General features: G+C 64.8%; 11 protein-coding genes. 8 read left to right on the top strand and 3 right to left on the bottom strand.

Going from position 1 to position 14,051, the window contains the following annotated elements:
• Nucleotides 1-5 precede the first annotated feature (5 nt).
• Nucleotides 6-785 (top strand): RNA methyltransferase, encoded by a 780-nt coding sequence (locus Q8R61_RS05505; protein WP_305535040.1) that lies wholly within the window; start codon nucleotides 6-8, stop codon nucleotides 783-785.
• A gap of 24 nt (nucleotides 786-809) precedes the next feature.
• Here the strand turns inward: Q8R61_RS05505 and Q8R61_RS05500 are convergent, their stop codons facing one another.
• From Q8R61_RS05500 to ppsR, 3 genes are all read right to left on the bottom strand, one after another.
• The gene (locus tag Q8R61_RS05500; protein WP_305535039.1) at nucleotides 810-1,106 is read right to left on the bottom strand and encodes a DUF3579 domain-containing protein; all 297 of its coding nucleotides are present in this window, start codon (nucleotides 1,104-1,106) and stop codon (nucleotides 810-812) included.
• 129 nt (nucleotides 1,107-1,235) lie between these two features.
• Complete coding sequence (locus tag Q8R61_RS05495; RefSeq protein WP_305535037.1) at nucleotides 1,236-3,287, bottom strand: bifunctional diguanylate cyclase/phosphodiesterase; 2,052 nt, start codon at nucleotides 3,285-3,287, stop codon at nucleotides 1,236-1,238.
• 184 nt (nucleotides 3,288-3,471) lie between these two features.
• Nucleotides 3,472-4,251: a pyruvate, phosphate dikinase/phosphoenolpyruvate synthase regulator gene (gene ppsR, locus Q8R61_RS05490; protein WP_305535036.1), complete on the bottom strand. Its 780-nt coding sequence runs from the start codon at nucleotides 4,249-4,251 to the stop codon at nucleotides 3,472-3,474.
• On the opposite strand from ppsR, the gene ppsA reads away from it, so the two are divergent.
• The 7 genes from ppsA (at nucleotide 4,250) to ligA (ending at nucleotide 14,039) form a co-directional block, all read left to right on the top strand.
• Nucleotides 4,250-6,604 (top strand): phosphoenolpyruvate synthase, encoded by a 2,355-nt coding sequence (ppsA, locus tag Q8R61_RS05485; protein ID WP_305535034.1) that lies wholly within the window; start codon nucleotides 4,250-4,252, stop codon nucleotides 6,602-6,604. The genes ppsR and ppsA overlap by 2 nt on opposite strands.
• A 68-nt stretch (nucleotides 6,605-6,672) precedes the next feature.
• The gene (locus tag Q8R61_RS05480; RefSeq protein ID WP_305535033.1) at nucleotides 6,673-8,313 is read left to right on the top strand and encodes a CTP synthase; all 1,641 of its coding nucleotides are present in this window, start codon (nucleotides 6,673-6,675) and stop codon (nucleotides 8,311-8,313) included.
• The gene (gene kdsA / locus Q8R61_RS05475) at nucleotides 8,310-9,152 is read left to right on the top strand and encodes a 3-deoxy-8-phosphooctulonate synthase (protein WP_305535032.1); all 843 of its coding nucleotides are present in this window, start codon (nucleotides 8,310-8,312) and stop codon (nucleotides 9,150-9,152) included. The genes Q8R61_RS05480 and kdsA overlap by 4 nt, the downstream gene beginning before the upstream one ends.
• A gap of 35 nt (nucleotides 9,153-9,187) precedes the next feature.
• Nucleotides 9,188-10,471, top strand: a complete 1,284-nt coding sequence (gene eno / locus Q8R61_RS05470; protein ID WP_305535030.1) for a phosphopyruvate hydratase — start codon at nucleotides 9,188-9,190, stop codon at nucleotides 10,469-10,471.
• Entirely contained in the window at nucleotides 10,449-10,793 is a 345-nt protein-coding gene (ftsB, locus tag Q8R61_RS05465; RefSeq protein WP_305535028.1) for a cell division protein FtsB, read from the top strand. The genes eno and ftsB overlap by 23 nt, the downstream gene beginning before the upstream one ends.
• Nucleotides 10,786-11,961, top strand: a complete 1,176-nt coding sequence (locus tag Q8R61_RS05460; RefSeq protein WP_305535026.1) for a cell division protein ZipA C-terminal FtsZ-binding domain-containing protein — start codon at nucleotides 10,786-10,788, stop codon at nucleotides 11,959-11,961. The genes ftsB and Q8R61_RS05460 overlap by 8 nt, the downstream gene beginning before the upstream one ends.
• A complete protein-coding gene (ligA, locus tag Q8R61_RS05455; protein ID WP_305535024.1) occupies nucleotides 11,961-14,039 on the top strand; it encodes an NAD-dependent DNA ligase LigA in 2,079 nt (692 codons plus the stop codon). Before Q8R61_RS05460 ends, ligA begins: the two co-directional genes overlap by 1 nt.
• Nucleotides 14,040-14,051: the final 12 nt, after the last annotated feature.

Here is a 14,051-nt window from a genome sequence, read left to right as displayed (position 1 = left end):
GGCGCATGACCGAAACCGCCATCACTTCGCGCGACAACCCGATTTTCAAGCGGCTGAAAAAGCTCGCCGAATCGGCGCGCGCGCGCCGCGAGGCGCAGATGACGCTGCTTGATGGCGAGCATCTGCTGGCTGCGTATCTCGATGCGGGCGGGCAGCCGCATACGCTGGTGCGAGCGGATTCGTTTGATGCCGGCCGATTCAAGAACTGGGCTGCGCGCTGCCCGGATGCCAAGGCGATCGCCCTGCCGGATGCATTGTTCAATGAAATCACGCCTGTTTCCACCCCCACCGGCCTGCTCGCCGAGTCGGCCTGGCTGTCGCCCAGTGCACGTGAAGACATCCCGCTGATCATCGTGCTGGAAGACATTCAGGACCCCGGCAACCTCGGTTCGATGTTGCGCACCGGTGCGGCGGCGGGCGCGACCCTGGCGCTGCTGTCGACGGGCTGCCACGATCCGTGGTCGCCCAAGGCCTTGCGCGGCGGGCAGGGCGCGCAGTTTGTGTTGCCGATAGAGTGCGGCGTGGATGTGCCGGCCTGGTGCGCGCAATTCCAAGGACAAAGCCTTGCGCTTGCGCTGGCAGAAGACCGCAGTGTGTTTTCAAGTGAGCTGACCGGCCCGCTCGCCTTCATTGTGGGCAACGAAGGCGCCGGGCTGTCGGACGCTGTACGTGCCGCGGCAACGGCAACGGTTCAGATTCCCATGCCGGGAAAAATGGAATCGCTGAATGCCTCGGCGGCACTGGCGATTGCCGTGTTCGAGGCCGTGCGGCAGCGCCTGGCCTGATCCGCAGGTTTCAGCGCGTATACATCAAGCCGGTTTTTGCATGGCCCGCTCACCTGTGCGGCGGTCCAGCTTGGTTCTCAACTGGTTGGATTTGGCAAATTCCATGACGTGGTCATAGGCGGCGCGATCGCTGGATTCCAGCCAGGTGGCCACCACCAGGCAAATCTCGCCGTCGACAACGTTGGGCTGGACGCCATGTGAATACCGTAAGCGCGGGTCAGCCAGGAAACTGGCCAGGATGGAGACTACGCTTTCAATCCAGACCGTTGGCTCGAAGTTTTCGCCACTTTCCATCATGCGGGTAAGATTTTCTTCGGACATCAAGCATGTTCCTTTTGCGGGGTGGCACTTATTGTTGTTTCGGCAGATTCAGACAAATCTGAAGCCCTGACGCGTAATGGCTTCCGGGGTGCATCGCCCAGCGGGCACAGTGAAAATACTGGATGCGTGTTAGATGGCAGTGCGATTGGGTTGCACGTGCTCTGCGGGGCCTAAAGCCTGCAGCCAGTTTTTGCCCAAGAGCGCGTGGATGGCGTCCGCGGGAACCGGCCGGCTGATGAAATAGCCCTGCACGACCTGGCAGCCGAGTTTGCGCAGCGATTCGAGCTGCTCGCGGTTCTCGATCCCTTCGGCGACGATGCCGAGGTTGAGCCCCCTGCAGAGCGCGAGGATCGAGCTGACCAGGGCTTCGCTGGCCGGCGCGTGATGGACGTCCTTGACGAAATAACGGTCGATCTTGAGCACGTCGAGCGGGAAGCGCTTCAGATGGGCCAGCGACGAATAGCCGGTGCCGAAGTCGTCGACCGCAACCGAAATGCCCAGCGCCTTCAGCGCCTGAACCTTGCCTTCCGCCGCCTCGACGTCATCCATGAAAATGCCTTCGGTCAGCTCGATCTGCAGCGCCGACGGCGGCAAGCCGGATTGCGTCAGGGCATTGCGGATGCTGTCGATCAGGCCGCTGTGCCAGAACTCCTTGCCGGAGACGTTGACGGCGACGCCGAGGTCGGTGAATCCGGCCGCATGCCAGATCGCGGTCTGGCGGCAGGCGACCAGCAGCAGCGTGCGGCCGACGCTGACGATGTCGCCGGTTTCGTCCAGCATGTCGAGGAAGTTGGCCGGCGACAGCAGCCCCTTCTTTGGATGCTGCCAGCGGATCAGCGCCTCGACGGCGTGAATGCGCCCGGTTTTCAGATTGAGCTGCGGCTGGTAATGAAAGACGAATTCATTGCGTTCCAGCGCGTAGTGCAGCTCGGTTTCAAGCTGCAGCCGCTCCTCCGCCATCGCGTTCATCGCCGCGTCGTAAAGCTGGAAACGGTTTCTGCCGCTGTTCTTGGCGTGATACATCGCGGTGTCGGCATTCTTCAGCAGGTTGCTGGCGCTGGTGCCGTCATGCGGATAGATGCTGATGCCAATGCTGCAGCTGCAGAAGATCTCGCGTCCATCGAGCTGGTAGGGCACGGTCACGGTCGCGAGCATTTTTTCAACCACCTGCAGGATGGAGCTGAGCGTGACCACGTCGCTGATGGCCACGACAAACTCGTCGCCACCCAGTCGCGCCACAATGTCGTCGGCGCGCACCGTGTCGCGCAGCCGCCGCGCCACTTCGCGGATCAGCTGGTCGCCGCTGGCATGGCCCAGGGTGTCGTTGACGCGCTTGAAACGGTCGAGGTCGATGAACATCAAGCCGATCTGCGTGTTGTAGCGTTTGGCGCGGATCAGCGACTGGTTCAACCGGTCCATGAACAGCATGCGGTTGGGCAGGCCGGTCAGGGTGTCGAGGCTGACCAGCTGTTCGCGCTCGCGGCTGATGCGGGCGGCGAAATAGAACACCACCGCGGCCACCAGTAGGCCCACCAGCAGCGCGGCGCCGGACAGCAAATACATCCAGAAGCGCGCCGCCGCATGCTCCTTGCGCGCTTTTTCGCTGGCGGCTGTGGAAATCGCCTGGGTTTCGGCCTCGAGCTGCGACAGCGTCGACATCACCTCGTTCTGCATCGGGATGGCCTGATTGAGAACCAGGTTGGTGGCCTCATCAATGAAATCGGCATTGATCAGGTCGATGACCCGCAACTGGACGGGCTGGGCCGCGCCGGTCACCTGGCCCTGGCGGGAGATCAGCGCCGCTTCCGTGTCGCTCAGCGGCATGCCCAGCAGGGCTAGGCGTGCGGCGACAAAGTCTGCGCCCTGTTCATTGAACTTCATCAGCATGGCGTCCCGCTCGAACGGATCCCGGATCTGGGGCAGGATCAGCAGAATCACCGTGCGTTCGCGCGCGGCGACCACCATCCGCTTGATGTAGTTTTGCTTGCGCATGTGCACGTCGACCACCTGCTGGAGATTGCGTGTGGTCACCTCCAGCTGCTGTAGGCCGATGGCCGTGACGAACACGATCAGCATCAACTGCGTGACAAAACCCGCCAGTAGGGCCAGTTTCCAGGCCGTGGGGCGCGCGATGCGGCGCGCAGCCTGCATTCGCATCAGGGTGGCGGCTTCAGTGGGCATGCGCAAAAGCCGGGTCGGGCCGGGTGGTGGCCTGCAGTGCCTGGGCCGCATCACGCTGTGCTGGGTCGGCGGGGTTCATCGATGGAGGCAGCGTGTTTGTGTCGCGTTTGTATGGATTCCAGAAAGGTTTACGGACAAAAACCCGAAAAATGAAGCCGCCGCCGGGTGGCTGCCAGGCAGCGGCTTACGGGCGGCTACGCAGGCGCGCCGCGATTTCCTCCACCGACATGCGGGTGGCGTCAAGCACCGGCACCGCATGCTGCTGGAACAGCCGTGCGGCGGCGACGAGTTCCTCGCGGCATTGCGCCAGGCTGGCGTAGCGGCTGTCCGGGTAGCGTACCTGGCGGATGGCGGCGAGCCGTTCGCCCGACAGGGTCAGGGCGCGCAGACGCGGCAGGTGGGTGAGCAGGACATCGGGCAAGCTGCCGCGTTCGAGGTCGTCCGGCGTCAACGGATAGTTGGCGACGCGCAGGCCGTATTGCAGCGCGAGATAGAGCGCGGTGGGCGTCTTGCCGACACGCGAGACGCCGATCAGGATGAGGTCGGCCTGGTCGAGCCGCTGCGGCTGCAGGCCGTCGTCCAGCGCCAGGCTGAAATTGACCGCGTCCATGCGCGATTCGTAATCGCCGGTCATGCCGTGGGTATGCCCGCCGCTGGGCGTGGCGGGTTGGCCCAGTGCCGCTTCCACGGCGGGAACGACGAGGTCGAAGACGTCGAACGGGAGGACGCCGCCTTCGCGCAGCGCGGCGCGCAGCGCCGGGTCGGTCAGGGTGGAAAACGCCAGCGCGCCCGGCGTGGCGGCAATGCGCGCCGCCGCCTCGCGCGCCTTTTCCGGGCTGTCGATGAAAGGCAGCGCAATCAGGCTACACTCAAGCGCAGGAAACTGCGCCAGCACGCTCTTGGTCACCGCTTCGACGGTGACCCCGGTGTGGTCGGATACGCAGTATGCGATGCGTTTTGTCATGGAGTGGATTATGCCGGTCTCGGATGACTATATCGTTCCGCTGGACAGCCTGTCGATGGCCGATGTGCCGCGCGTCGGCGGCAAGAATGCCTCGCTCGGCGAAATGATCGCCAATCTGTCCAGTGCAGGCGTCAAGGTGCCGGGCGGATTCGCCACCACGGCGCAGGCGTTCTGGGAGTTTCTTGATCACAACGATTTGCGTGCGCGCATCGATGCGCGGCTGACGCCGCTCGACGTCGCCGACGTGACTGCGCTGGCCGCGGCCGGGGCGGAAATCCGTGCCTGGGTCGAGGCGGCCGCCTTGCCGGCCGCACTGGAAACCGGCCTGCGCGCCGCCTATGCCGCGCTCGGCGACAACGTGTCGGTGGCGGTGCGCTCGTCGGCCACCGCCGAAGACCTGCCCGACGCCTCGTTCGCCGGCCAGCAGGAAACCTACCTGCACGTGCAGGGGGCCGATGATCTGCTGCGCTATGTGAGGAAGGTCTTCGCCTCGCTCTACAACGACCGCGCCATTGCCTACCGCGTGCATCACGGTTTTGCGCACGCCGACGTCGCGCTGTCGGCCGGCGTGCAGCGCATGGTGCGCTCCGACATCGCCTGCTCGGGCGTGCTGTTCACGCTGGATACCGAATCCGGCTTTCGCGACGTGGTGTTCATCACCGCCGCCTGGGGCCTTGGCGAAACCGTGGTGCAGGGCTCGGTCAACCCGGACGAGTTCTATGTGCACAAGCCGAAACTGGCCGAGGGCTTTCCCGCCGTGGTGCGGCGCGAGCTGGGGAGCAAGGCCATTCGCATGGTGTGGCGCGATGGCGCCACCGTGATCGAGGACACGCCGCCCGCGCTGTGCCGGCAGTTTTCGCTGACCGACGCCGAGGTGCTGGAACTGGCGCGCCAGGCGATGGCGATCGAGGCGCACTACCAACGCCCGATGGACGTCGAGTGGGCAAAGGATGGCGACACCGGCGAGCTCTTCATCGTGCAGGCGCGCCCGGAAACGGTGAAGGCGCGCGCGGGCGGCGGCGAACGCTATGTGCTGGAAGCGCCCGGCGAAGTGCGCATTGCCGGGCGCGCCATCGGCCAGAAGATCGGCGCCGGCGACGTGCGTCTGATCGCCAGCCCTGCCGAGATGAACCGGGTGCAACCGGGCGACATCCTGGTCACCGACATGACCGACCCCGACTGGGAGCCGGTGATGAAGCGCGCGGCCGCGATCGTCACCAACCGCGGCGGCCGCACCTGCCATGCCGCCATCGTCGCGCGCGAACTGGGCATCCCCGCCGTAGTGGGCACCGGCGAGGCGACCACAGTGCTGAAAGACGGCGAGACGGTGACGGTGTCGTGCGCCGAGGGCGACACCGGCTTTGTCTACGCGGGCGCGCTGCGGTTCTCGGTGGAAACGCTGTCCAGCGAAACCCTGGCCGCACCGCCGGTGAAGCTGATGATGAACGTCGGCAATCCCGAGCGCGCCTTCGAGTTCGCACAGATTCCCAATCACGGCGTCGGCCTCGCACGGCTCGAATTCATCATCGCGCGCATGATCGGCGTGCACCCGCTGGCGCTGCTCGACTATGCCGGCCAATCCCCCGAGGTGCGCGCCGAGATCGATGCGCGCACTGCCGGTTATGCCGATCCAGTGACCTTCTATGTCGACAAGCTGGCCGAGGGCATGGCCACGCTGGCCGCCGCGTTCTGGCCGCAGCCGGTGATCGTGCGACTCTCCGACTTCAAGTCCAACGAATACGCCAACCTGGTGGGCGGCGAGCGCTACGAGCCGAAGGAGGAAAACCCGATGCTGGGCCTGCGCGGCGCCGCGCGCTATGTGTCGACGCTGTTCCGCCCGGCGTTCGAGCTGGAATGCCGGGCGCTGAAGCAGGTGCGCGAGACGCTGGGGTTTTCCAATGTCGAGGTGATGATGCCTTTCGTGCGCACCGTGGAGGAATGCGCGGCGGTGGTGAAGCTGCTGGAAGTCAACGGCCTCACGCGCGGCGAAAACGGGCTGCGGCTGATCATGATGTGCGAGATCCCCTCCAATGTGCTGCTGGCCGACGATTTTTTGCAGCACGTCGACGGCTTTTCGATCGGCAGCAACGACCTGACGCAGCTGACCCTGGGCATCGACCGCGATTCCGGCCTGGTGGCCGAAAGCTTCGACGAGCGCAACCCGGCGGTGAAAAAGCTGCTGGCCGAAGCGATCGCCGCCTGCAACCGGCACGGCAAGTACATCGGCATCTGCGGGCAGGGGCCGAGCGACCACCCCGATCTGGCGGAATGGCTGGTGGAACAGGGGATCGGCTCGATTTCGCTGAATCCGGACACGGTGGTGGCGACCTGGCGACGGCTGCTGCGTCCTTGAGCCGGCCTGTCATTGAGCCCTCATCGGCAATGGAGTAGAATCCGTCATCACCCGCCCCCGCTTATAAAATGCCGAAGTATGTGTTTGTCACTGGTGGGGTGGTTTCTTCCCTCGGGAAAGGGATCGCCTCGGCCTCTCTTGCTGCGCTGCTCGAATCGCGCGGTATCCGTGTCACCCTGTTAAAGCTCGATCCGTACATCAACGTCGACCCCGGCACGATGAGCCCGTTCCAGCACGGCGAGGTGTTCGTCACCGACGACGGCGCGGAAACCGACCTCGATCTGGGCCATTACGAGCGCTTTTCACGCGCACGGATGAGCAAGCGCAACAACTTCACTACCGGCCAGATCTACAAATCGGTGATCGACAAGGAACGGCGCGGCGACTACCTCGGCGGCACGGTGCAGGTCATTCCGCACATCACCGACGAGATCAAGCGCCATATCCGCGACGGCGCGGGCGACGCCGATGTGGCGCTGGTGGAGATCGGCGGCACGGTGGGCGACATCGAGTCGCTGCCTTTCCTCGAAGCCATCCGCCAGATGGGCTTCGAGGACGGCCCCACCAACACCTGCTTCATTCATCTCACGCTGCTGCCCTACATCGCCACCGCCGGCGAGCTGAAAACCAAGCCGACCCAGCACTCGGTCAAGGAACTGCGTGAAATCGGCATCCAGCCCGACATCCTGCTGTGCCGCGCCGACCGCGAGATTCCGCTGGACGAACGGCGCAAGATCGCGCTGTTCACCAATGTGCGTCCCGAGGCGGTGATCGAGATGCTGGACGCCGATTCGATCTACAAGATCCCGGCGATGCTGCACGACCAGATGCTCGACGAGATCGTCTGCCACAAGCTCAATATCCTGGCGCGCGCTGCGGATTTGAGCGTGTGGAAGAACCTGGTGCATGCGCTGGAGCATCCGCAGCACACGGTCAACGTCGCCTTCGTCGGCAAGTACGTCGACCTCACCGAATCCTATAAATCGCTGACCGAAGCGATGATCCATGCCGGCATGCACACCCAGAGCCGGGTCAAGGTCCATTACATCGATTCCGAGCAGATCGAGAAGTCCGGTCCCGGCGCCCTCAAGGACATGGATGCGATCCTGGTGCCCGGCGGCTTCGGCAAGCGCGGAGTCGAGGGCAAGATCGCCGCTATTCGCTACGCGCGCGAGAACAAAGTGCCCTACCTGGGCATCTGCCTCGGCATGCAGCTTGCCGTGGTCGAGTTCGCGCGTGATGTCGCCGGCATGGCCGATGCGCATTCCACCGAATTCGAGCCGGCCACCACCCATCCGGTGATCGGCCTCATCACCGAATGGCTGGACCGTGGCGGCCAGGTGGAAAAGCGCAGCGAGCAGTCCGATCTCGGCGGCACCATGCGTCTCGGTGGCCAGCCGTGCACGCTCAAGGACGGCACGCTGGCGCGCGAGGTGTATGGCGAGGCCAGCATTGTCGAACGTCATCGTCACCGCTACGAAGTCAACAATACCCTGCTGGCCGAACTCGAAGCCAGGGGCCTGGTGGTGGCCGGCCGTGCGCCCGGCACCGAGCTGTGCGAAATGGTCGAGCTGCCGACTGAGGTGCATCCCTGGTTCGTCGGCTGCCAGTTCCATCCGGAATTCACCAGCAACCCGCGCAACGGCCATCCGTTGTTCATTTCGTTCGTGAAAGCCGCGTTGGCGCAGCAACAGGAGCACGCCCAATGAAACTCTGTCATTTTGAGGCAGGCCTCGACCAGCCGCTGTTCCTGATTTCCGGCCCCTGCGTGATCGAATCCGAGCAGCTGGCGATGGATACCGCCGGCCAGCTGAAGGAGTTGTGCGCCGGGCTGGGCATCCCCTTCATCTACAAGTCCTCGTTCGACAAGGCCAACCGCTCGTCGACCACGTCTTTCCGTGGACTCGGGCTCGAAGAGGGCCTGCGCATCCTGTCCGACGTGAAGGCGAAGATCGGCGTGCCGGTGCTGACCGACGTGCACGAGGACACGCCGCTCGACGAAGTGGCGGCGGTGGTCGACGTGCTGCAGACGCCGGCCTTCCTGTGCCGGCAGACCAACTTCATCCAGAACGTCGCGCGCACCGGACGTCCGGTCAACATCAAAAAGGGCCAATTCCTGGCGCCGTGGGACATGCAGAACGTCGTCGACAAGGCGCGCGCGGTCGGCAACGACCAGATCATGGTGTGCGAACGCGGCGTCAGCTTCGGCTACAACACGCTGGTGTCCGACATGCGCGGGCTGGCGATCATGCGCGCCACGCAGTGCCCGGTCGTGTTCGACGCCACCCACTCGGTGCAACAACCGGGCGGGCAGGGCGCGACCAGCGGCGGCCAGCGCGAGTTCGTGCCGGTGCTGGCACGTGCGGCGGTGGCGGCCGGCGTGGCCGGCGTGTTCGCAGAGACGCACCCCAACCCGGAGGTTGCGCTCTCGGACGGTCCCAATGCATGGCCGCTCGGCATGATGAAGGAGCTTCTGGAAACGCTGAAGGAAATCGACGCGCTGGTGAAACAGCGCGGTTTTATTGAACACAGATTGATGAAAACCTGATCCGCGAAGCGGACAAACGAATTAAGGAAAAGCAAGTGAGCGCCATTATTGATGTCATCGCCCGGGAAATTCTGGACTCCCGCGGCAATCCTACTGTTGAAGCCGACGTGCTGCTGGAATCCGGCGTGATGGGGCGTGCCGCGGTGCCGTCCGGTGCCTCCACCGGCAGCCGTGAGGCGATCGAGCTGCGCGACGGCGACAAGTCGCGCTATCTGGGCAAGGGCGTGCTGAAGGCCGTCGAACACGTCAACACCGAAATCTGCGAAGCCATCATCGGGCTGGATGTCGAAGACCAGGCTTTTATCGACAAGACCATGATCGATCTCGACGGCACCGAGAACAAGTCGCGCCTCGGCGCCAATGCGCTGCTGGCCGTGTCGATGGCGTGCGCGCGCGCTGCGGCCGAGCAGGCCGGGCTGCCACTCTATCGTTATCTCGGTGGTGCCGCGCCGATGGCCTTGCCGGTGCCGATGATGAACATCATCAACGGCGGCGCGCATGCCAACAACAACATCGACATGCAGGAATTCATGATCATTCCGGTCGGCGCGCCGAGCTTCCGCGAAGCGCTGCGTTACGGTGCCGAAGTGTTCCACGCGCTGAAGAAGTTGCTGGACGACGCCGGCATGGCGACCACCGTCGGCGACGAGGGCGGCTTTGCCCCCAACCTGGAATCGCACGAGGCGGCACTGAAGCTGATCGTGCAGGCGATTGAAAAGGCCGGTCTGCAGCCCGGCATCGACGTCGCCATCGGCGTCGACTGTGCCAGCTCCGAGTTCTACAAGGACGGCAAATACCATCTTGAGTCCGAAGGTCTGAAGCTGAGCGCCGCCGCGCTGACCGATTATCTGGCGGCCTGGTGCGACAAGTACCCCATCATCAGCATCGAGGACGGCATGGCCGAAGGCGACTGGGAAGGCTGGAAGATCCTCACCGAGAAGCTCGGTCGCCGCATCCAGCTGGTGGGCGACGATCTGTTCGTGACCAACGCGAAGATCCTCAAGGAAGGCATCGACAAGGACATCGCCAATTCCATTCTCATTAAAGTCAACCAGATCGGCACCCTGTCGGAAACCTTCCAGGCGATCGAGATGGCCAAGCAGGCCGGTTATACCGCGGTGATTTCGCATCGTTCGGGCGAAACCGAGGACACCACGATCGCCGATCTGGCGGTGGCGACCAATGCCCGCCAGATCAAAACCGGCTCGCTGTCGCGTTCGGACCGCATGGCCAAGTACAACCAGTTGCTGCGCATCGAGGAAGAACTCGGCGACGCGGCGAGCTATCCCGGTCGCGATGCTTTCCGCCAGCGCGGCTGAGCGGATCGGACGCTTTCGCCGCCAGGGTTTGACCTGGGTGCTGGCCGCTTCGCTCGTTCTGTTGCAGTATCCGCTGTGGCTGGGCGAGGGGGGGTGGTTGAAAGTGCGTGAATATGCGCACAAAATCGATACTCAGCAGGTGCTGAACCAGCGCCTGCAAACCCGCAATGCAGGGGTGCTGGCCGAGGTCAGCGATCTCAAGCAGGGACGCGACGCGATCGAAGAGCGCGCGCGCAATGAACTGGGCATGATCGCGCCGGACGAATGGTTCGTCCGGGTGGTGTCGGCCCGCTCCGTTCAGTCGGGAAAAACGAATGAGTGATTTGCAAATCAGCTTGTTGGTGATCGGTGTGGCCATCGTGGCAGGCGTGGTGGCGTTCAACTGGGTGCAGGAGCGTCGCTTCCGCAAGCAGGCGGACGCGGCTTTCCAGTCGCCCATGGACGACGCGCTGATGCAGCGGTCCGGCAGCGCGCTGCGCGAAACCGCCGAGCGGGTCGAGCCCGCATTGCATGAGCCGGTGTTCGAGGCCGCCCTGTCGGATGCGGTCGGCGAAGCGGAACCACATCTGGAAAGCGCGCCCGAACCTCGGGTCGCGGTGGCGCCTACGCCGCCGCCCGCTCCGGTACCGGAGACGCCGCCGAATGTTGCGCCACGCCCGGCCGGGCCGAAGACCGTACCCTATGACGAACTGATCGAATACCGCATCCGCCTCGGTGGCGAGAATGTGCCGGCCAGCGTGTTTTCCGAGGCGCTCAGCCATGCGCGCACCCTGGGCAAGCCGGTGCGCTGGCTGGGGCTGCCGGTGGGCGCGACGGAATGGGAAGATATCCTGCCCTGGCGTGACGCGCGTTACCAGCAGATGGTCATCACCATGCAATTGTCGGACCGCAATGGCGCAGTGCAGGAAGAGCAACTCTCGGCGCTGTGCGAACTGCTGCAGAGTCTGGCGCAGGCGAACGGCCTGCGCATCGCCTGCGACGATGTCGTCGATGCGCTGGAGCGCGCGCAGGCGGTGGATCGATTCTGCGTCGATGTCGACGTGCTGATCGGCCTCAACGTGGTCGCGCGCGGCGAAGGCGCGGTGAACCTGACGCGCATCGTGCACGAGGCCGAAAGCAGCGGCATGGTGCTGGGCGTGGATGGCGTGTATCAATTGCTCGACAGCCGCGGCGAGCCACTCTATGCCCTGTGCAACCACGATGCCGAGCCGTTCAGCGCCGAAGTGGTCGAGGGCCAGGCCACCCAGGGCGTGACCCTGCAGTTCGATGTGCCGCGCGTGCCGGACGGCCTCAAGGTATTCGACGGCATGGTGGCGTTCGGTCGCAAGATCGCCAATGAAATCGGCGGCATCCTGGTGGACGACAACCTGCGCCCGCTGACCGATGCCGGCATCGAAAAAATCCGCACCCAGCTCATGCAGATCTACGAGCGCATGGAAGCGCGCGGCGTACCATCCGGTTCCCGGCGGGCACTGCGTCTGTTCTCCTGATGGCGTCGCCCGGGGTGCGGGCGCGTATCACCGCGCTGCGCCAGGAAATCGTGCGCCATGACCACGCCTACTACGTCCTCGATGCGCCCACCGTCCCGGACGCCGAGTATGACCGGCTGTTTCGCGAACTGCAGACGCTCGAAACCGAGCACCCCGAACTCGTCACGCCCGATTCGCCGACCCGGCGCGTCGGCGGCACGCCGCTCGATGCGTTTCCCAAGGTGCGCCATGCGGTGCCGATGCTGTCGATCCGCACCGAGACCGATACCGAGGCCACCGGTGCGCAGGCGTTCGACGCGCGGGTGCGCAAGGAACTGGGACTGGCCGAGACCGACCCGCCGGTCGAGTATGCCGCCGAGCTGAAATTCGACGGGCTGGCGATCAACCTGCGCTACGAGCACGGCGTGCTGGTGCAGGCGGCGACGCGCGGCGATGGCGAAACCGGCGAAGACGTCACCCAGAACATCCGCACCGTGCATGCGATTCCCCTGCGGCTCAACATCGCCCCGCCGCCCGCGGTGCTCGAAGTGCGCGGCGAGGTGTTCATGCGGCGCGACGATTTCGAGCGCTACAACGCGAGGCAGCGTGACGCCGGCAAGCCCACCCTGGTCAATCCGCGCAATGGCGCGGCGGGCAGCATTCGCCAGCTCGATCCTAAACTGGCAGCGCAACGCCCGCTGTCGTTTTTTGCCTACGGGCTGGGCGAGGTGCAGGGCTGGCAGCCGGTGCCGGCCACCCACAGCGCCACGCTCGATGCGCTGGCCGCGCTCGGCGTGCCGGTATGCGCCGAGCGCATCACCGGGCTGGGCGCGGCGGCGCTGGTTGCGTTTCACGATGACATCGCCGCGCGCCGCGATCAACTGCCGTTCGACATCGACGGCGTGGTCTACAAGGTCAACCGCGTCGACCTGCAGCGCGAACTCGGCTTCGTCTCGCGCGAACCGCGCTGGGCGGTGGCGCACAAGTATCCGGCGCAAGAGCAGCTGACCACCGTGCTCGGCATCGAGGTGCAGGTGGGCCGCACCGGCGCGCTGACGCCGGTGGCGCGCCTCGCGCCGGTATTCGTCGGCGGCGTCACGGTGACCAACGCCACCCTGCACAATCAGGACGAAATCGACCGCAAGGACGTGCGCGTCGGCGACACCGTGATCGTGCGGCGCGCCGGCGACGTTATTCCCGAAGTGGTCGCCGTGGTGACCGACCGCCGCCCCCAGCCCGAACCGCCGCGTTTCGATCTGTTGCAGCGCTATCCGGTGTGTCCCGAGTGCGGCTCGCACGTGGTGCGGCTCGAGGGTGAAGCGGCAGCACGCTGCACCGGCGGCCTGGTGTGCCCGGCACAGCGCAAGCAGGCACTGCTGCATTTTGCGTCGCGCCGCGCGATGGATATCGAGGGACTGGGCGACAAGCTGGGCGAGCAGCTGGTGGATCGCGGCCTTGTGCATACGCCCGCGGATGTGTACGGTCTTGAACTCGACACGCTTGCCGGGCTGGAGCGCATGGCCGAGAAATCGGCAGCCAACCTGCTTGCCGCGATCGAAACCAGCAAGGCCACCACGCTGGCGCGTTTCATCTTCGCGCTGGGCATCCGCAATGTCGGTGAAACCACCGCCAAGGATCTGGCGAAGCATTTCGGCGGATTGGACCGGCTGATCGCCGCGACCGAGGCCGAGCTGCTCGCGGTGCGCGATGTCGGGCCGATCGTGGCGCAGTCGATCCTGCAGTTTTTTGCCGAGCCGCATAATCTGGACGTGGTCAGAAAACTGCGCGCCGCCGGGGTGCACTGGACTGAATCCACTGGCATGCAACAATTGGCAGGTATCCTGGCGGGCAAGACGCTGGTGCTGACCGGCACGCTGCCGACGCTGGCACGCGATGCCGCGAAGGACATGATCGAGGCCGCCGGCGGCAAGGTGGCCGGATCGGTGTCGAAGAAAACCGACTATGTGGTGGCTGGCCTTGAGGCCGGCAGCAAGCTGGTGAAGGCGCAGGAACTCGGCGTGACCCTCCTTGATGAGGCCGGGCTGCTGAGCTTGCTGGCGTCGGATAACAAGAGTGGGCAGCACGCTTTGGATTTTTGAAACAAGGACTGA

It is taken from the genome of Thiobacillus sp., from assembly GCF_030696885.1.
Lineage (GTDB): Bacteria > Pseudomonadota > Gammaproteobacteria > Burkholderiales > Thiobacillaceae > Thiobacillus.
The sequence above is the reverse complement of the archived record's forward strand: the minus strand, read 5'-3'. Positions and strand labels throughout refer to the sequence as shown.

Bases quoted from the DNA above. Each gene is read 5' to 3' on its own strand.
- Q8R61_RS05505 (WP_305535040.1), top strand. From the start codon at position 6: ATGACCGAAACCGCCATCACTTCGCGCGACAACCCGATTTTCAAGCGG.
- Q8R61_RS05500 (WP_305535039.1), bottom strand. From the start codon at position 1,106: ATGTCCGAAGAAAATCTTACCCGCATGATGGAAAGTGGCGAAAACTTC.
- Q8R61_RS05495 (WP_305535037.1), bottom strand. From the start codon at position 3,287: ATGCCCACTGAAGCCGCCACCCTGATGCGAATGCAGGCTGCGCGCCGC.
- ppsA (WP_305535034.1), top strand. From the start codon at position 4,250: ATGGAGTGGATTATGCCGGTCTCGGATGACTATATCGTTCCGCTGGAC.
- ppsR (WP_305535036.1), bottom strand. From the start codon at position 4,251: ATGACAAAACGCATCGCATACTGCGTATCCGACCACACCGGGGTCACC.
- Q8R61_RS05480 (WP_305535033.1), top strand. From the start codon at position 6,673: ATGCCGAAGTATGTGTTTGTCACTGGTGGGGTGGTTTCTTCCCTCGGG.
- kdsA (WP_305535032.1), top strand. From the start codon at position 8,310: ATGAAACTCTGTCATTTTGAGGCAGGCCTCGACCAGCCGCTGTTCCTG.
- ftsB (WP_305535028.1), top strand. From the start codon at position 10,449: ATGCTTTCCGCCAGCGCGGCTGAGCGGATCGGACGCTTTCGCCGCCAG.
- Q8R61_RS05460 (WP_305535026.1), top strand. From the start codon at position 10,786: ATGAGTGATTTGCAAATCAGCTTGTTGGTGATCGGTGTGGCCATCGTG.
- ligA (WP_305535024.1), top strand. From the start codon at position 11,961: ATGGCGTCGCCCGGGGTGCGGGCGCGTATCACCGCGCTGCGCCAGGAA.